This is a genomic window from Halococcus sp. IIIV-5B (assembly GCF_003602035.1).
GTDB classification, from domain to species: domain Archaea; phylum Halobacteriota; class Halobacteria; order Halobacteriales; family Halococcaceae; genus Halococcus; species Halococcus salsus.
Map to the genome: position 1 here is coordinate 34,881 of NZ_QZWE01000003.1, position 17,651 is coordinate 52,531.

General features: G+C 57.2%; 15 protein-coding genes and 2 pseudogenes. 9 read left to right on the plus strand and 8 right to left on the minus strand.

Annotation, left to right across the window (positions count from 1 at the left end; translation table 11 throughout):
- Positions 1 to 635 precede the first annotated feature (635 nt).
- The 3 genes and pseudogenes from D3261_RS03280 to D3261_RS03285 all read left to right on the plus strand — a co-directional run bounded on the left by D3261_RS03280 (position 636) and on the right by D3261_RS03285 (position 3,244).
- Positions 636 to 1,832, plus strand: coding sequence for an ABC transporter substrate-binding protein (locus tag D3261_RS03280; RefSeq protein ID WP_158589341.1), 1,197 nt, complete (start codon positions 636 to 638; stop codon positions 1,830 to 1,832).
- Positions 1,833 to 2,566: 734 nt separating this feature from the next.
- Complete coding sequence (locus D3261_RS19930; protein WP_158589342.1) at positions 2,567 to 2,755, plus strand: hypothetical protein; 189 nt, start codon at positions 2,567 to 2,569, stop codon at positions 2,753 to 2,755.
- A gap of 77 nt (positions 2,756 to 2,832) precedes the next feature.
- A pseudogene (locus tag D3261_RS03285) lies at positions 2,833 to 3,244 on the plus strand (CopG family ribbon-helix-helix protein).
- Here D3261_RS03285 and D3261_RS20290 read toward each other — a convergent pair.
- From D3261_RS20290 to D3261_RS03295, 3 genes and pseudogenes are all read right to left on the minus strand, one after another.
- Entirely contained in the window at positions 3,207 to 3,461 is a 255-nt protein-coding gene (locus D3261_RS20290) for a hypothetical protein (protein ID WP_199693916.1), read from the minus strand. The pseudogene D3261_RS03285 and the gene D3261_RS20290 overlap by 38 nt on opposite strands.
- Before the next feature lie 70 nt (positions 3,462 to 3,531).
- Positions 3,532 to 4,014, minus strand: a pseudogene (locus D3261_RS21015) (putative manganese transporter); the annotation flags it as partial.
- Positions 4,015 to 4,325: 311 nt separating this feature from the next.
- Entirely contained in the window at positions 4,326 to 5,276 is a 951-nt protein-coding gene (locus D3261_RS03295) for a metal ABC transporter permease (protein ID WP_120068896.1), read from the minus strand.
- 92 nt (positions 5,277 to 5,368) lie between these two features.
- Here D3261_RS03295 and D3261_RS03300 point away from each other — a divergent pair, with 92 nt between their 5' ends.
- Positions 5,369 to 6,202: an SDR family NAD(P)-dependent oxidoreductase gene (locus tag D3261_RS03300; protein ID WP_120068899.1), complete on the plus strand. Its 834-nt coding sequence runs from the start codon at positions 5,369 to 5,371 to the stop codon at positions 6,200 to 6,202.
- 421 nt (positions 6,203 to 6,623) lie between these two features.
- Here the strand turns inward: D3261_RS03300 and D3261_RS03305 are convergent, their stop codons facing one another.
- Together D3261_RS03305 and D3261_RS03310 are read right to left on the minus strand one after the other, a co-directional pair.
- Positions 6,624 to 7,022, minus strand: a complete 399-nt coding sequence (locus D3261_RS03305) for a HEPN domain-containing protein (protein ID WP_233553858.1) — start codon at positions 7,020 to 7,022, stop codon at positions 6,624 to 6,626.
- Positions 7,015 to 7,377 carry a nucleotidyltransferase domain-containing protein gene (locus tag D3261_RS03310; protein ID WP_120068902.1) on the minus strand — a complete coding sequence of 121 codons (363 nt, stop codon included), beginning with the start codon at positions 7,375 to 7,377 and terminating at the stop codon, positions 7,015 to 7,017. The genes D3261_RS03305 and D3261_RS03310 overlap by 8 nt, the downstream gene beginning before the upstream one ends.
- A 712-nt stretch (positions 7,378 to 8,089) precedes the next feature.
- Between D3261_RS03310 and D3261_RS03315 the strand changes: the two genes are divergently transcribed.
- On the plus strand, positions 8,090 to 8,827 hold the full coding sequence (locus tag D3261_RS03315; RefSeq protein ID WP_120068904.1) for a DNA-directed RNA polymerase subunit epsilon: 738 nt from the start codon (positions 8,090 to 8,092) through the stop codon (positions 8,825 to 8,827).
- Between the two features lie 705 nt (positions 8,828 to 9,532).
- A complete protein-coding gene (locus tag D3261_RS03320) occupies positions 9,533 to 10,402 on the plus strand; it encodes an alpha/beta fold hydrolase (RefSeq protein ID WP_120068907.1) in 870 nt (289 codons plus the stop codon).
- A 597-nt stretch (positions 10,403 to 10,999) separates the two neighbouring features.
- Here the strand turns inward: D3261_RS03320 and D3261_RS03325 are convergent.
- A complete protein-coding gene (locus D3261_RS03325) occupies positions 11,000 to 11,734 on the minus strand; it encodes a hypothetical protein (protein ID WP_147464909.1) in 735 nt (244 codons plus the stop codon).
- Positions 11,735 to 11,817: 83 nt separating this feature from the next.
- Entirely contained in the window at positions 11,818 to 13,134 is a 1,317-nt protein-coding gene (locus D3261_RS19935) for a DUF4897 domain-containing protein (RefSeq protein WP_342764739.1), read from the minus strand.
- 407 nt (positions 13,135 to 13,541) lie between these two features.
- Here D3261_RS19935 and D3261_RS03335 point away from each other — a divergent pair, with 407 nt between their 5' ends.
- Together D3261_RS03335 and D3261_RS03340 are read left to right on the plus strand one after the other, a co-directional pair.
- Positions 13,542 to 14,108, plus strand: a complete 567-nt coding sequence (locus D3261_RS03335; protein WP_120068913.1) for a hypothetical protein — start codon at positions 13,542 to 13,544, stop codon at positions 14,106 to 14,108.
- A gap of 359 nt (positions 14,109 to 14,467) precedes the next feature.
- Complete coding sequence (locus tag D3261_RS03340; RefSeq protein WP_158589344.1) at positions 14,468 to 15,505, plus strand: FkbM family methyltransferase; 1,038 nt, start codon at positions 14,468 to 14,470, stop codon at positions 15,503 to 15,505.
- Between the two features lie 112 nt (positions 15,506 to 15,617).
- Here D3261_RS03340 and D3261_RS03345 read toward each other — a convergent pair whose 3' ends face one another.
- The gene (locus D3261_RS03345) at positions 15,618 to 16,877 is read right to left on the minus strand and encodes a flippase (protein ID WP_233553859.1); all 1,260 of its coding nucleotides are present in this window, start codon (positions 16,875 to 16,877) and stop codon (positions 15,618 to 15,620) included.
- Positions 16,878 to 17,256: 379 nt separating this feature from the next.
- On the opposite strand from D3261_RS03345, the gene D3261_RS03350 reads away from it, so the two are divergent.
- Positions 17,257 to 17,484: a helix-turn-helix transcriptional regulator gene (locus D3261_RS03350; RefSeq protein ID WP_199693898.1), complete on the plus strand. Its 228-nt coding sequence runs from the start codon at positions 17,257 to 17,259 to the stop codon at positions 17,482 to 17,484.
- Positions 17,485 to 17,651 lie beyond the last annotated feature (167 nt).

Here is a 17,651-nt window from a genome sequence, read left to right on the forward strand (position 1 = left end):
CAGGGAGCCGGTTCCAATAGGTCTGGATTCGCGAATGAAATGGTGTTCTCTAACTGTCTTAGAGCGCCGTGCACCCGGTGCACGACTTGTTAAAGCCGTTCCATTCTAAAACAATGCGCAGACTGACTATTGTGTGGGAAGAATTCTATGACACGCTGGGTGAGAAGCAAACCAGCGCCCCCTCTGCCTGCGAAAGCCCGCACAGCGCCCTATGGGCGCTAACAGGACCGTGAAGGTGGGCGGGCGCTCCGTGGGTACGCGGTCGGGCTTTGGCCGGCCCGGAGGGCCGGAACTCTTGAGCAGGGCTGTTGCGGTGGCGACGGCGTTTCACGTCGGACCCGGTAGGAGAGAACCGCGTGCGAGAGACGCGCGTGCTGAAGCATTCGTTAGGAGAACCTGTTCACCGTGAACGTTGCGGAAAGCTCTGTATTATCTCCAAAATTTTATTTGGGAGATCGTAAACGAAATGAATTCGACATTCCAGATGTTGAATTGACCATCCGACCACTGGACATCGAAAGGGTTTTGTATTGTTTAGGTCGGCCTAAATAACATGAGTTTAGATGAAAACAGTCCGAACGGGCCATTGGCTGATAACGACGGGACGAATGGTGTGGCCGGTGGATAGCTCGGAAATGAGGACGGGACGGCGTCGGTTTCTGCAGGCCAGTCTCATTCTCTCGGCGGGAGCGGTCTCCGGCTGTATCGGTGAGGGTGATGGAGGGGCGAATGGGTCGAGGTCAACCGATAGTACATCGAACGCGAACGAGTCCTACACCGTCGAGATGGTTCCGGTGGGCGAGGTCGAGTTCGAATCCGTCCCCGAGACGTGGTATTCAGGGCGGAGGAACGGCGACTGGGCGGATATGGGGCTCGCACTCGGGCAAGTAGATGGCTGGATCCCGGGCCCGCTCCCAAGCATGCTCTACTACGATGACCTTGGCTTTGACTTGCTCTCACGGTTTCCGGACGCCAGGTGGGTGAACGAACAGGCGAACGACCCTGAGCGCATTCACGAAGTCGACCCGGATGTCATCCTCCTCGATCCAGTTAACCTCAGGATTCGATGGGACTGGTCCGCACAGGCCATCGAGGATGTCGAACGCACCGTCGGGCCGTTTTTCGCTGCCATGGTCTACCGGTACCGCGAAGAGCTTGGATACGAGCCGCCGACGATGTACGAGGCCTTCGAGAAGCTCTCGATGGTATTCAAAGAACGAGAGCGATACGACGCGATCAAGGGAATACACGACGAGATGCTCGAAACGGTCAAGTCGCGGCTCCCGCCCGAAGACGAACGCCCACGACTCGGCTATCTCGACGATGGGACGAACCCACAGCAGGGCGAATTCGAGCTAGCGGCGTTCGGTGGTCGCGGGTCCGAAAACAAGCAATACCACGAACTCGGTCCGACCAACGCGTTCGATATCGAGGGAGGCGGATCCGAGGGATGGGTCGACTACGAGGGGCTGCTCGATGCCGACCCCGAGATGATAATCTTCCAGGACGGACTCATGTTCGGCTGGGAGTTCGTCGAGCGAAACGGCACTGAGCTGTCGTTTAACGCGGCGGCGTTTCAAGAGCGATTCGTGACTCCAATCGAGAACCACCCGATCGGCGGACAACTCACCGCCATCGAGGAAAACCAGGTCTACCCCGGTGGCATCGGCGAGCAGGGGCCAGTGACGAACCTCTACAACACCGAACTCCTCGGGCGTCAACTCTATCCGGACGAGTTCGGGGCGTTCGATCCTGAAGCCCCGCTTTCGCCCTCGGATGACGAGGAGCTCTTCGACCGTGAGGAGTTGTACGACATCATCGCCGGAGAGTGAGTTCGAAGAACAGTCGCTCCGATGTACTCGAGTCTGGGCGAAGTGGCGAACGAGTTCCTGAAGGGCACAGTTAGCCAAAGAGCGAGTAGTTCCCTGTTTTGGTGTTCACGCAACGCAGAGAACTGCTCGAAGAGGTGTTGAACACGGCATTTCTTGAGTGTTGGGCCAAGGGTACTTGACCGCTCTCGCACGCATGACCTGAGCGGTCATTTCGAACACACCCACTGCGACAGGATGTTCACAAGAGAAGCCCGTTATAGACCGCCCTTATGCAACAACAGGAAGTGGTCCGCCGAGAGCAAGTGATCTTGGATGTGCATGGTCCTAGACGAACCCTTGTGGAGTTGAAACAACACCCCGGAGGTCGAGTGTGCAGTCGTGCGCTCCGCTGTAATCCCAGTTGAACCCGCGTCTGCGATAGATGACCAGCACAGCCCTCATCGGCCTGCCCCCGGTTGTGGTCACGGCAGTATCCGCGATCGACAGGGTGTCAACCTGCTCGCAGTGCCCTCTTCAGAGTAGCGCTCGTTCAGTCTCACGAGTATTAGCAAGCTATTTGTGTGCTGCAAGCACCCAGCGCGTTTCTCCGAAGAACACGCCCAAAGATACCCTCTGCCCCTAACCCCCACCACAACGGCACAAACGTGAGAGCACATGATCGAATGGGAGATACGGACGCTTGCGCCCCCTATAAGTAGACACCTGATCGCCGACAGAACAGGCGAGGGGTTGATATGAACCCTGATTCAGGCAGCGACACCGAGCTGTTCGAGTTCTTCCTCCGTTCGCTCGGCACGGAGTTCATCAACGGTGTGTTCCTCGAGCAGTTCCTCGCGTTCTCGTTCAGTCAGTTCGTCGACCGACCCAAAGCAATGACACATTGCAACTCTCAAGACGAGGGGATGGGACAAAAACCCTGTTAGCACGCGTCTACACTCACCGTAATAACTCATATCGAGTCGGAACGCCCAACCGCCTGCGTCGGTATAGGATCGGTGAGATGCGCACCAGTTTCAATATCCCCGATGATTTGCTCTCGAAATTCGACCGTACCTGGGAGCACGAAGGGATGGAGTCGCGTTCGCGGGCCGTGCGGGAGGCGATGAGCGAGTATATCGAGGGTCATACGCAGCTCGAAGCGGTCTCTGGTGAGATAAGGCCGTGCTCGCGTTGATTACGAACACGAACAGACCATCGAACCGCTCCACGGCGTTCAACACGACTTTCAGGATGTCATCGAGACGACGAGCCACATGCACCGAGGTGAGTGGTGCTTGGAGACGGTCTTCTGCAGCGGCGAAGCATCGAGAATTCGCGAGCTGGTCTACCAACTTCGCGATTTCGATACGGTTGGTCGTGTGAAAGTTCTCATTCTCAGCTCGCAGGCGGAGGGTTGCCACCGCACCCACTGATCACTGGCACTGGGTCGTCGTCAGTGAGCCAGCCGCTCTCGTCCTGGGTATGTGTAGCGGTCTGGGTCATACAAATCAGGACGTGCATCTCGAAGATGTCTTCGCCGACATACTTTTTGTTATCTGTTTGATCAGCGTTGAACTTTAGTAATGCGTGCTCTCGTGCGAGTTGAACCGTTTTGTTCGGTTGTTTTCGCTTGTACTCCCGCTTCGGCATACCATCGGATAGGGACGCTCATGCGCTTGACGTTTCTCTTAGTAGCGAGCTATCATCACCACGAGGAACAAGTGGAGCGATACGCGCCGTCGGTCATCGGCCGACTGACCCGCTCGACAGCGCGGTCAACGCGCCCGACTCCGACCCCCAGAAGTCGATGGCGTAGCCGAACAGCACGCCCGAGACGAACGCCATCACGCACGGATAGAGTGCGGCCTTGGGTCCAAGCACGAAGATCACGAGCGCCGAACCGCCAGGAGTCGTGGTGAGCGTCGCCACGACCGTCCCGAAACTGATCGTCCCACGGATGTACAGTGGTATCGCGATGATCGCACCGCCACAGCCAGGTGTGAGTCCCACTACGCCACACGAGTGGCTGGAGCCGTTCGTTGTTCTCAAGGAACTTGACAACTCGTCCGCCGGTTCTGTACTGTAGATAGCCGAATATCTGGCCGGTGATCGCTACGAACGCCGAAACCTGAACGAAGCCATCGCGCATGGAGCCGAGGAGGATCTCGAACGCTCCTTGTGGGGTGAGCGCCAAAGGGATCATCCTTTAACTGGTTCTACATACTGCTTTCGGCGAGTAAATCGAGAACACCATGTCTGTTCGAAAATAGTTTCTATGTTCAGTATCTTCTGTACTGTTAAAATACCTATAACATTCCTCCTCTCAACATGATTGTTGAATAAGACTGATTAACAGTGGATGCTGGAGCGTGCGTATCGGTCGATGTCCGTGGTTCTCGCAACCCCTCAGATGGAGGCTTCCTCGTCAAGAATATATTCATAGTCGTCCGCTACTAAGTGACCGTCCAGCACATTACTGAGACGACAAACAGCCCTCAATGTGTCGATATTCAACTAGTCCGACGACGTTTGCGTTTCTTCGGTCGTGATGCTTCCGAGTTCGGAGGTCGTCTCTCCCGCTGCGGACTGCAGCTTGCCGATTACGACGCTGACGACGTAGATGGCGACCGCAACAAGCACGACAACGCCGCCAGCCGTCGCCCCGCCGTAGTACGAGACGGCAATACCGATGAGGACGGCCAGTTCCGCGAGGACGACCGACACGAGGAGTGACTGGGTGAAACTCCGGGAGAACTGGGCCGCACCGGCGACGGGCACGACGAGCATCGCCGCGACGAGGATCACGCCCATGATCTGCATCGCACCGACAACGACGAGCGCCGTCAGCATCACCATCACCCGATTGTACCAGCTCACCGAGAGCCCGGAGACCGCCGCCGCCGTCTCGTCGAACGTCACGTAGAGCAACTGATTCCGGGTCAGCGCCACCGTCGCCACGATGACGCCGAAGAGCACAAGCAACAGCGCGGCGTTCTCCGCCGACACCGTCGAGAGGTTCCCGAAGAGATACCGATTGACCTCGACGGCGAGACCGCCGGCGTTGATACTGACCAACACCGTCCCGAACGCGAAGCCCGTCGAGAGGACGATCGCCATCGAGACGTCGTTGTAGGCGTCGGTCGCCTCCGATATCAACTCGATCAGGAGTGCCGCGACCATCGTGACCACGATCGCGGTGAGATACGGCGAGACACCGAGGTTGAGGACGGCGTTGAGGAACAGGCCAATGGCGACGCCGGCGAAGGCCGTGTGGGCGAGCGCGTCACCGATAAGCGCGAGCTGTCGATGGACGAGAAAGGTCCCGATCAGTGGGGCCATCACGCCAACGCAAAGCCCGACCAGTATCCCGATCGTAGCAGTAGGTAGGATATCGCTGTAGCAACCCCTGTGCGTGCCACAACATGGAAGGGAGAGAAACAGAAGTATCCGGGTCCAAGTCAGGATCTACAACGACACTTTGGAGCAGTAATCGGGTCTATACCCGACTCTATCCGATAGCGAGGTTTAATTGATTGATCGATCAATCGTTGTCCGATATGGAAGGAATCCGCGGAAAGACTGTGGTCGTCACGGGAGCCGGATCAGGGATCGGACGAGCGTCGGCACAGCGTTTCGCTGCAGAGGGCGCGAACGTCGTCGTATCCGATATCGACGAACAGGCTGGTCATGAAAGCGCTGCTACTATTAAGGACGCAGGTGGTGACGCCCTCTTCGTCCCGGTCGACGTCGCCGACACTGCGTCGGTCGAGCACATGATCGATGTTGCGGTCGAAACGTATGGTAGTCTCGATTTCGCGCACAACAACGCGGGGATCCTCACCGATTTCGCCGAGACGACCAATATCACGGAAGGACAGTGGGACCGAATCCTCGCTATCAACCTGAAAGGGGTTTGGACATGCATGAAAGCCGAACTTCCGGTGATGACCGAGCAAGGTCACGGTGCGATCGTCAATACGGCCTCCGAAGCTGGACTCGTCGGAATGGGCGGCCTCTCCAGTTACTCTGCCGGGAAGCATGGCGTCGTTGGATTGACGAAATCGGTTGCACTCGAGTACGCGAGTCGTGATGTTCGAGTCAACGCGATCGCGCCCGGGCCGACGAAAACCAATATCCAGTCAGGACTGATCGGAGGAGACCTGCGTTCGATGTCACTCCGACAACGGCTCGGTGCAGGCGTTCGGCTGCTCCAAACCGTAATTCGAACGATCCGAGCGGAGTACGACACATCGGCGATACGTGACGTACCGATGGACCGCATTGCCGATCCCGAAGAGATGGCAGGTGTGGTGGCGTTTCTCTGCTCACCTGATGCCTCATATATCACAGGTCATACACTTCCCGTCGACGGAGGGCAATCTGCCGACTAACTATTGGCTAACTTTTATTTTTGGACAAAGGGGCAGTTGCGAGCGTTTTTCACCCACCCTGCAACGGCGCATGTATCTCTCAGTGCTGGGAGTGGCGACCACTGGGATACTCATAGGCTGTAGGGAGGATGAGGGCAAACAAGGTTGATCTCGGTCGCCAGCGTTGGCAATGCTCTACTTGGCGAAACGAGCTAATGTCCTGCTAGATTCAGATTACAACAGCGCAAAGCGTGCTGTTCTCGATCTGTATTCGCCATACCGATCGGGAGGAGGCGTAGAAATGTACCTCCAAGAGTACTGGCACAAGCTAGTGTGAGTGCTCTCCTGAAGCCATAGTTCTAACTGTCTAAAAGGTACTCCTTCCCAAGAAAACAGGCCAGTCGAGAAGTCCCGATGTGATCCGCACGTTGCTCACGAGGAACTAATCAATCAGATGGGGCACTAAGGGATTCCATCTTGGCAACGAGGTTCTGTGTTCGGGAGTAAAGAGCGCCAACGTTCTCATCAAGTTCATCGTACCGTAGTCAGCTTGTTGGCGAAGTTCCGAGAGTTGGCTAAAGAATCGACCATCGTCCCGAGAAGCATCGCCGACAGCGATGACTTCCGAGCCGAAGAGCGAAAGAACTCCTCCATGAGATGTAGGGTCGAATTCACGGTCATAGAGGACAGCTTGAACGGAGTGAAATGCAGCATAATAGAGTCGGTTTATCACCGCCGCATCTGAGAGGTCAGCATCTTGGGCTTTGGCAGCATCATCGAGTGCCTGCTGGGCTTGCTGAATTTCTCGGTCGACAGCAGCGTCTCTGTCGTCGTCAGCCATACGATTGTCCCTCGGAGAGAACGTTCTGAATAAAGGGGTTCTGTTCCCGTTGATGACGCTCGAACGTGGTCTCGGAAAGAATATGCAACTCGATCGCAGGGCCGTACTCAAGCATCACATCGAGAGCGATATCGCGAAGCGACTCTTTGAGAGGATCTCGGTCATTCTCGTCGATGACAACCAGCACATCGACATCACTCGATCGTCCGTGAGCCTCACCACGAACAGTCGAACCAAACACGTACAGCTCGATTACGTCGGTGCCGTGTTTGGACCGTGCGCGTTCGCCGAAGGCCGCCGCTGCGTCCGTATGGGCGTCGTCGGACAGTGGCTTGCGTGCGGCCTTCCCGCTCATCTCTGGAGGAACATAGGTGTCGAGGTCATTTATATTTGCTTTCCAGAGTGACTGACCGAGCGTGAGCTTCTGAGTAGAGGACTGAACCCGAAGGAAAGTCAGCGGTTACTCGTTCTTTGCTCTCTAATCGCGAGCAGACCACCTCGACGATTCGTAGTCAACTCCTTCAAGTTCGAAAAATCGGGGCCAGTAGAAGTCCGGTGGCTCAATTCCAGCGCACTGCACCCGAGAGCTTACTCAGTAAGAAGTCGTTCCACGCGGTCGGCGACAGATAAATCCACGTGGATTTGAGGTCCGCTCGCATAGATCGAGTGTGCTCAGCCTGCGGTACTTCGTGTGTGAGCAATGCGGGACAGTCTCTGCGTCGCCGGACGAGCCACCTGGATGCGACGATTGTGGGTGGGAAATACTGAGAGAAATCATTCACGAACTCCACTCGGACACCTACTTCGTGCAGCGAGAGCATTGATGCTGGCCGTCTCGCTATCACAGAAGGAGTTCTCATCTTACCAAACGCTATCTCTCACAACGCGCTAAACGTTTGGTAAGATGTTGAAGACGGGCAAAGTCGGGGCACATTGTAGTCGCTGATTCTTTAAGTGCTTCTGGCGACAGAGCGTAGATACGAGGGAGGAGCGCGCTGGTTTCTCGGTGGAAGATTACTGCACGTAGCCATGCCTTTCAACTACAAGCAGGCAGTACTGGCTGCCTAATGACCGACGAGGATGCTGGTCGGTATTTATTCCCAGCGATCGAGGACCGTCAGCCGGCACTGCTTAGTGACCGCGATATTTCGCCACTCAGCCAGCTTCCTGGGGACAGTACCATCTCACGAGCCGACCTCCAGCGCGACGAAACCGTCCGGCGATGGGGGCTCGTGACACCGAGTGCGACGCGTATCGGCCGAACCGACGCACCCGAGCACGACCTCAGCGAGAACGTTCGGCGGCTCCACGACGAACGCCATCCCGCGATGGAGGGCTACAGCCGGCGGGCTCACCGCCTCGAAAAGCTTCGATTGACCCACGCATTATGTAGTAGTCTGGGTCTCACCCCATGGCAGCGTGATCGCGCTATCGGCACCATGGTCGACCTCGACCTTACCGCCTTCGGAAGTCAGCGTGCCATCCCAAAGGTCGCGCTCGTCGTGATCCACCACGTCGTCGACCGCGAACGTGAGCATCATCTCGGGCTTCACGACAACGAGTGGATCGTCGAACAGTCCCCAGAGAAACTCGCAGCTCTCTACGACCAGTTCCACTCGATCACCGACGACGAATCGTTTTCGAGTCTCTGCGAGAACCACAACCTCGATACCACCAGCCTCAATCGGCTTCGCCGAACCCTCGTCGACCAACTCGACGAACGTGACCTCCACGATGCAGTCTATGGCCGCAATCCCTACCGCGATCCAAGCCTGCCCAGCACTGCGATTAGCTCCTCGGCCTGATTTGATGCCCTCCTCGTTGATTCGCTGAAATAGTTCTGGCGACCACTCTCCATCGCGCATCGCTTGCACGAAATCGCCGCCAGCGCAGGAGCAACGGAAGCACAATCGAGAATACATCCAGCGATCAGATCGATAATGGGCAGAGTCAGTCATCCCTCGGTGAACTCACGTGACTACAGTGGCTGGAAACATTGAGTGCCCTGATCTTTCTGCCGCTCGCACCCTCTATTAGTGCTGACTACCTTTCCGTCGATCTGGAGGGAAACTGTGGTTTCCCAGCCGTCCGTAGATTGATGATTGAATGACCGCCTTCTTTTCAGAACTGACTGAGATAGGTAACCGGATATTCTTTACAGGTCTCGCCAGCTTCTCCCCTTCAACCACGTCGGTTCTCGTGGTAGATTTTGCACATCGGAGTCAATCGCACGTGCTGTTCGGGTGACTCACTGACGGATTGATTATAGTAAAAGATAATCTCAGCAGGTCGACTAGAGTAGCACGGCGTCACAACGCGTCCGTGACGCGAATCTTGCACATGGATACAAGCAATCGATGTGCAATGAGAGAGAATCGATTCTCTCGACGTGAAAACCCTGTCCAGTCGCTGTATTTCTAGTTGAGATATCTATCGCCGAGTCAAAGAACAGAAGCGAATCAGTCACCACTATCTACGTTTAATAGCACATAACTCTATTCGGTATTCAGATGGGAATTTATCATTCTCAAACTGGAAGACAGGCACTTGAAACGTGGTACAGTAAAGGAGTTGATCAGCTAAACATCGATATTGAGGAGCAGTGGATCGAGACGCGCTATGGCGACACTCACGTTCTTCTCGCAGGACCACAGGATGGGCACCCGGTTATTGTGTTTCATGGAGGCAACACCACTGCCCCGATGGTGCTTGAATGGTATACTGAGCTGGCGACCAGCTACCGACTGATAGCGCCGGATACCGTCGGCCATCCGGGCAAGAGCGCAGAGACACGACTTGACCCACAGAACGACAGTTACGGTGAATGGGTCGTAGATCTCCTCGACGCGTTTGACCTCTCGATGGCTTCCATGATCGGGACTTCCTATGGAGGGGGGATTGTTTTACGGACTGCAGTACTTGCACCCAATCGGATCGAACACGCTGCATTGGTTGTCCCAACCGGATTTGGAAGTACGTCTCTCCTTTCACTGGGGGTGCGACTCGGACTCCCCAGTATACTGTATCGAATTTACCCGCATGAATGGCTGCTCAATCGAGTTCTCGCCGTCTTGGCTACCCAATCTGATCTCGATCCAGTCGTACGAAACACAATTGCTGCGTCCCTCCGTTACGTAAAACTCGAACGGAAGTTTCCTGAAGCCGATGCAAGCGAACTCATTGGCTTCGAGGCACCTACTGCCCTATTCGTAAGTGAAAATGACCCGCTCTTTCCGGCTGATCTGATTATTCCTCGTGCCCTCAAGCGCCTTTCCAGGCTCACACGCATCGAGATAATATATAATGAAAAACACCTCCTCTCACCGGCAGCACAACGAAAGGTAGGAATGTCGATTGATGATTTCTTCCGACACACCTAGTCCAAAGTATAAATCTATTCGCTACGAGGTAGCTATTGTGAGAGCTACTCGAAGATAGTCTGTCTCCCTCTGTTCGGAAGCTCTACTATCTAAACGGCTTTGTTGGCAAGCAAGTGTCTCTTTACAGCGGCCATTGGATTTTAGCATCCATAGAAATTCCACAGCAGTTTCAGTACGTGCGTTTCACGCACGCAGTCAAAAAAAAAAAGATACCGAGCGCCTCACCGTACTCGTTACGCTACCGCGCGAGTTCACTCCACGACGGTTCTCAGCATGAAACGCCGTCGCCACCGCGACAGCCCCGCTTAGGAGTTCCGGCCCTCCGGGCCGGCCAAAGCCCGACCACGTACCCACGGAGCGCCCGCCCACCTCCACGGTCCTGCTCGCGTCCACAGGGCGCTGTGCGGGCTTTCGCAGGCAGAAGGGTTGTCGAGAGCGCCGACGGCAACACCTCATCGGTGGTCTTGGCGTCCCCCGCAGTGGATGGCCGCTAGTTCGCTTTTCACCCGAAATGGTCAATGAAGCGCCGCATACCGGCTCCGAGGACGAACGCACTGATGCCGATCTAATAGTTTGCACTTCCCTCTATCGTCAGCATCAGTCGTCTGCGTTATCGTCGCTTCCGTCGTCGTTGTCGCTATCGCCTTCATCGTCACCGTCGTCACCGTCGTCATCGTCGTCATCGTCGTCGCTGTTTGTTTCTCCACTCGGGCTATCTGTTGTGCTTTCATCGGTTGGTGTCGATTCGGGTAGCGGGGTGTCGGTCTCTGATGTGTTCTCTGTTGATTCTGAGGTGAGCTCCGGGACCGTCTCACTGACCGTCAACGCGTTCAGGCGCCCCTCGAGTTGCTCGATACTGCTCGCGTTGGTGTACTGTGCATTGAACTGTGCCGCCGGGAGGCTCACAGCTGCCGCTTGCAATCGGTCGAGGGTTTGGTTGATTGCCTCCGCTCTAGTCGCCACCGATCCGGTATCACCTTGGGACGTAGTACTTCCTTGATCGGCAGTCCGCTGTGAGTTCTGAGTTCGGCTTTCGAGGTCAGTGACCCGATCTTCGACTTGCTGAATACCAGTGGAAACGATCCTGACTCGCTCTTCGTCGGTCGTGGCTCGTGCGAGTTCGCTATCCAGGTTCGTCCGCTCGATTTCCCCATCCAGTAGAGCACGCTCGTTCGAAATGGCACTGACGAACACTGCTCCCGGCGCGCCGGTCGAGTTGTTAGCCTCCGTCGCCGGAGCCGATGGCGTGCTCGGCTGACTGAACGCCAGTCCTGTTGAGAGGGCCAGTACCCCCAGCCCAACGACAAGGACGAATACTGCGGTTCGTTCCACTACCAGCCGGCGAGGGAGCCCACGGAGTCTCGGACCATCCCCTCGATTCGAGTCGGTTTGAGTGCGATTTCGTGATGTCATGCTCACTCCCCCTCCAAATTCTCTTCTGTGGTGTCCCCAGCGTCATCGGGAAGGGACAGGACGTTCTCACGACCGAGACGAAATCCATCAACAGCTCCTTCGTCTCGAAGTTGGCTGACGACCGAGCTTGTTTTGGCATCCGTCCATCCGAGTTCGTTGACAATGTGTTGTTGCTTCGCGCGTCCGCCCGCCCGTTCGAGTACCGCAAGCACCTGCTCTTCGTTGCTCAGTAGCTCTAAGTCCGGCTCGCTATCAGCTCCCTCGTCTGCAGGCTGTTGAGTTCCACTATCCAAGTGGGTGGTAGTGTCTTCGGACGACGGCTCACTGCTCGCTCTGCCGGGATCCTTCCTCTTTTTCGCTCCGGCTGTGAACCCCTCCGTTCGCCACCGTCGAACCCCCAAGACGAGGGCGAGGCCCCCTACGAGCAACACGAAAGCGACGAGGCCGATGTTCGCCAACGGGAGACCGTTCTCGGTGGCGGTTCCATCGCTTGGCCCGCCTTCCGCTCCTCCGCTGGTCGTGTTCGCTGCTGGGTTCGAGTCGATCACCTCGACGACGATTCCGCTCTCGGTAAAGTTGACCGCTCCCGTCCACGTGGCCGCATTCGGCTGCTGTTCGGTTGGATCCGGCTGGAGGGTTGCCACCTCATAGCTAGCGGGCCAGTGCACGGTGAGGCGTGTCGAATCATCGAGTGAGAGACCTGCGAGTACCCCATCTACTCTGAGACGGTTGTCACTCGTCGCTGCGAAGTTTCGCCAGAGGAATTCGTAGGTAACGATCCCAGACGATCCGTTACGGCTGGCGTGCACGCGAACGTCTGTAACGCTCATCTCTCGGCCGGTGGTGCTCTCGGCCGCAGCACTCACTTCAGCCATCCGCTGTTGGAAGCGTTCTCGGTAGAGACTCGAATTCGAGCTGATATCGGTTTGGAGTTGCTCGAACGCGGCGGTTTCGTTCGCACTACTGAGGTCGAACCGGTAGCTGACGGTCCAGATTCCCGACCCGTTCGCTGAGAGGGTAGCGGAGAGAGCGGTTTGCGTCGGGGTAGTATTCGGTTCTCGGAGCTGTCGGAGTTCGGACTTCGGTGTGTTCGGCCCGGCCCCGCTGCTCGCTTCGGCACTGGTCGCTCTCGTGGGTTCGACCGAAGTGCCACCCGCAATACCGACCAAGAGACAGCAGAGAATGATAGCACCTGTCAAGAGCCGTTGGGGATTCAATTGCACGGGTTTGTGCTGGTCACGAGGAGGGGTGATTCTAAAGGGGTTTCTACTGTTCCACGGTTCGACGGCCGGCGACCGCTTCGGACCCAGTGTTCCCACTCGAGAGCGGGAACTAATTCGGGAACAACTCGGTTTAATTGGGGCTAAATGGGCGCGAATGGGCTTGATTCGTCGATATTCGGGATAACTATCTTCTGACTTGATTACCCTCCCGGATAGAGGGATGACTGCGGCAGCACGCCGCAGACCCGACCAATGATGCCACGACAAACGGACCGCGTTCGCCTCCTTCCCACTCAGACTCGGGGGAGCCTCGGCTCGACCCTGTCGAGCAGCTCTGCCCCGCTGACCTCTGGCCCTCGCGCACGAGGGATGTCTTCCCCGAGTTCGAGTTCGGGAGTGGTGACGACGTGGTTGGTGGTACGGTCGGAGCGAGTCCCGTCGCAGTTCTCGCTCGATGCGAATACGGGACGGGACGCACGCGGAACCACAACCTCAGAGAAACAATGAACTTCAACACGAAACCCACCTTCGGAAAGGTCCTGGTGGCGGTAGTGGTCGCACTGACGGCCATCGGGATGACGATCGCCCCCGCCGTCGCACAGGACGACGACGGTGACGACACCGGCATCGACGTACAGGGCGAGGACACTGACGACCGCGACGACGACGCTGACGATGATGACGACGACAACGACGACGCGAATGAGAGCGACGATGACGACGACGGGCTCGATCCGCCTGAGTCAGATGATGATGCTGACGACGATGCGGACAATGATAGCGATGACCGCGACGATGACGCCGACGACGCGGCGGGCGACGACGCTGACGACGACCAGGAAGGTGACGACCGTGATGACGACGCAGGGAGCGAAACCGACGACGCCGACGACATCTACCAGGGGCCCGGCGACGATGACGACGGCGACGACGTTGACGCCGACGGTGACGGCCACGTCGACGAGGACGACGAGGACATGGACGATGACGACGACAGCGACGGCAACAACCTTGACGACGATGACGACGGTGCCTTCGACGAGGACGACGACCAGGAGGGTGACGACTAACCCCACCTGAGCGAAAGCCCTCTCCGATCTAGCACCGTCTCGCCGGGCCGAGAGCACCCTGTCCGCCTCGATATCGGACACGATGCTCGATCTCGGCAGCGACGCATCCAACGGGGCAGAGCATCGGGTGAATCCCGCCGACCAGCGGCGGGGCTCGCCCGCTTCATGCGGCGATAGACGACGCACGACGGATTCGCACTCGAGAGCTGGCGGTCACGACAACGGTCACCCACTCCACCACACCCATGACACCTTCAACTGAAAACGCGCCCTGCGAACACCAGGGAACCAAACTCCACTACCGGACCGAAGCTTCCCTCCCGAGCTCGGGTGACCTCTCTGCGGGTCTCCTTCGACGAGTGAAGACGGCCGTTTCCTCCCCGGGGAAGGTCGCCGACGTCGCGTCGATGGTCCACAGCAAGGCGGCTTACTTAGCCGAGCAGCGCCGTTTCGGCGAACTGCTCGGGTTCCTGGCTGAATCGGCCATCAGCTGGAATCCCTACTATCACTGGAAGGTCTCCGGAGCTACCAGCCGGTACATCACGAAGGAACTCGACGGCTACCGGATGCTCCTCGACCCCCACGACACCGGTATCTCTCGGACGCTCCTGAGCTACGGCACGCACGAGCAGTGCTCGACAAGCGCCTTCAGACGGGAACTCCAGCGCCTGAAGGAGGATGTCGACGGGGAGATAACCGCGCTCGAACTCGGTGCGAACATCGGCTACTACGTTCTCTTGGAGGCGAGCGTTCTGGGCGAGCGCGCACGTATTCACGCTATCGAGCCTGCCCCGGCGAATATCGAACTCCTCGAGCGGAACGTCCGGCTGAACGGCTTCGAGGACGTGGTCGACATCGAATGGTGTGCGATCGGTGAGACCGTCGAACCCGTGCATCTCCACTTCGACGAGTCCTCAAATCGACATGGGGTCCGGCGCTCACACGAGGCGCTCGGCGATTCCACCGGGAACGTGGTGAGCGGAGCGAACACCCTGGTGAATGCAGCGGTCCCCAGCCAAGGAGCACTCACCGTCCAGCAGACGACCGTCGACGAGTACCTCGCCGAGCGCGACATTCAACCGGCGGCCGTCAACGTCCTCCGGATGGACGTTGAGGGATACGAAGCCGAGATCTTCGAAGGGATGACCAGCGTCCTCGAAGTCGACTCACCCTTGGTGATCTATCTCGAGTTCCACCAGAACTACCTGAACGAGGCACCCGCCGAAGCCGTCGTGACCGCGCTCGCCGAGAACGGCTTCGAGATCGTCTCCGCGGTCAACGAACGAGCCGCCTCGATCGGTGACGTTCCACGCTGGTACGGCCACCAGCTGGATATCGAGACGTTCGAGGACCTGCTCGCCGAGGACCACTACGTCGAACTCGTTCTTCGGCGGTAGTTTCTCGCTTACCTGTCATCGGGAATGTATCGTCTCACGAGAGGGACTCGTATCGGGAGACGGCGCTCGATGAGGTTGAGTGGGATTCGGTCCTCGGACTGCAGACAACCCGTTAGCGCGCGACAGCTACCGTCAGAACGGCGTCGAGAGCAGCGAAAACCGGCAGCGAGAGTGGCGTAAGCGTCACCACTTGTGAAACGACCACCATCGCCGGGAGCAGGGTTCCCGGAAGTACGATGAACGTCCTCACCGACCATCGCGAGAAGGGGGTGATATCGCACACGTACCAGAGGATCGCGAACGCGAATCCGTTCAGGGTTATAAACGAGACCGCTGTCGCCGTCGCGGCCCCGACCAAACCGTAGCGAGGGATCAATACGACGTTGAGAACGATGTTGAGAACTGCCGCAGCGGTGTTGATACCCAAGATGACTCTCGTGTACCCGAACGCTGCGAGCGTATCCTGTGCTCGTCCGTACGCTGCACTGACGAAGAACCCGGTCGCGATGAGCCACAGCGCCTCGCTTCCGCCCGCATACGCCTCCCCGAACACTGATGAGACGATATCCGTGGGGAAGGAAACGAAGAGAAGAAACAGGGGAAACCCAGCGATGAACACCCATTTGGTCGTGACTTTGTAGATGCGCTTTATCTCATCGTGACTGTCCTCCGAATCGAGCCGAGAGGTCAGTGGCATGTAGAGAAATCCGAACGAACTCAGAATAACTGGCAGCCCGGAAGCGAGTTGGTAGGCAGGGTCATATAGACCGACGGTGGTCGTGTCGGTGAAATAGCCGAGCATCAGCGTGTCCATCTCGCCGAGTATCTTCGAAACCATCGCGGAGAGAACCAGTGGAATCGAAAACAAGAGGAGCCGCCGCGGGTGGAGCGTGAGTTCACCGCGGAGCCTGAGTAGTCGATTCAACAGGAGATGGATCACGACGACCGTCGCGATACCGGCGATGAGGTACGCGTATCCCACCCCAACGACGCCGAATCCCACGCTCAACAGCACTCCGACGAGGACGAGCCGGAATCCGTTGTAGAACAAGTCACGAGCGTAGGTTCGATAGATCGTGTTTTCGAGCCCTCGGATCGCGCCGGTCGCTAGACGAAAACCCACGTTGAACGGGATGGCGAGAACGAACAGTGTGAGGAGGAACCGAGACTCCGGCGACTCGAAGAGTAGTCCGATGGTCGTCGAGCCGCTGCTCAGGAGGGTGAACACGAAGATAGCTGCGACAGCAAGTGAGAGCCCCAATCCGGTGAGCCAAGCCCCACGGACGTCACTGATGTGCTCGAATCGAGAGATGTACCGCGCAACGCCCGGATTCAAACCGAGGAGTGCAAGTGTCGTACTCAGTGCCAGCACGGAGAACCCGAGGGCGACCTCACCGTAGGCCGCTGGTGGGAGAACTCACGTGACGACAATACGCTCAACCAGTTTCGATGAGGAACCCAGTATCTCCCCGATGAGCATCAGACTCGCGCTTGAAGCCAATGCTGAGAGGTCGGTTGTCGAGTCACTCACGTGCTGCTGTCCTCATGCGCGCTGTTCCTGCCGACCGAGTTTAGTGAATACGGTTCAGCGTGACCGATGAGTGGGTACTGACTGGGCTGCACCGAGAATTTGAGGGTGATTCTCTCGATTTGTGAATTTTTGGGCTTTTCGTCTTGAAATCGCAGGATTTGTTCTTGAATTGGTTGTCCACGTTGAGACTGGTCTGTACTATACACGGACGAAGTGACCAATGCAGAACGATCTCAAAGTTCGACGAGCAGAGGACGACTTGACGCAAAAAGATCTCGCAGAGGCTGTTGATGTATCCCGTCAGACGATCGGAGCAATCGAAGGCGGACGCTCTAGTCCAAGTTTGGCTCCCGCCTTTTTCTCTCAGAGCATATTGGTTATTCTGTTGAAAATCTCGATTCGCCAACAGCCGGAACGTAGCAATTGGCAGATTCTCCCACTTCTGTAGACGATCAGGTGTCCGTCTACAGGGGTCGAAAAGTCTGAGAATCGCCAGACCCAGCGTACCCGGAGAGACGTGACGAGATGTTCTCTGCATTGAGTGTGCTAGTCTCATCTTCTGTTGAGCCCTCCGGCACCAGAGGATCGGAGTATGAAATTCTACAAACCACCTAA

Coding starts and splice junctions, on each gene's coding strand:
- D3261_RS03280 (WP_158589341.1), top strand. CDS start 636: ATGAGGACGGGACGGCGTCGGTTTCTGCAGGCCAGTCTCATTCTCTCG.
- D3261_RS19930 (WP_158589342.1), top strand. CDS start 2,567: ATGAACCCTGATTCAGGCAGCGACACCGAGCTGTTCGAGTTCTTCCTC.
- D3261_RS20290 (WP_199693916.1), bottom strand. CDS start 3,461: ATGCCGAAGCGGGAGTACAAGCGAAAACAACCGAACAAAACGGTTCAA.
- D3261_RS03300 (WP_120068899.1), top strand. CDS start 5,369: ATGGAAGGAATCCGCGGAAAGACTGTGGTCGTCACGGGAGCCGGATCA.
- D3261_RS03305 (WP_233553858.1), bottom strand. CDS start 7,022: ATGGCTGACGACGACAGAGACGCTGCTGTCGACCGAGAAATTCAGCAA.
- D3261_RS03310 (WP_120068902.1), bottom strand. CDS start 7,377: ATGAGCGGGAAGGCCGCACGCAAGCCACTGTCCGACGACGCCCATACG.
- D3261_RS03315 (WP_120068904.1), top strand. CDS start 8,090: ATGACCGACGAGGATGCTGGTCGGTATTTATTCCCAGCGATCGAGGAC.
- D3261_RS03320 (WP_120068907.1), top strand. CDS start 9,533: ATGGGAATTTATCATTCTCAAACTGGAAGACAGGCACTTGAAACGTGG.
- D3261_RS03335 (WP_120068913.1), top strand. CDS start 13,542: ATGAACTTCAACACGAAACCCACCTTCGGAAAGGTCCTGGTGGCGGTA.
- D3261_RS03350 (WP_199693898.1), top strand. CDS start 17,257: ATGCAGAACGATCTCAAAGTTCGACGAGCAGAGGACGACTTGACGCAA.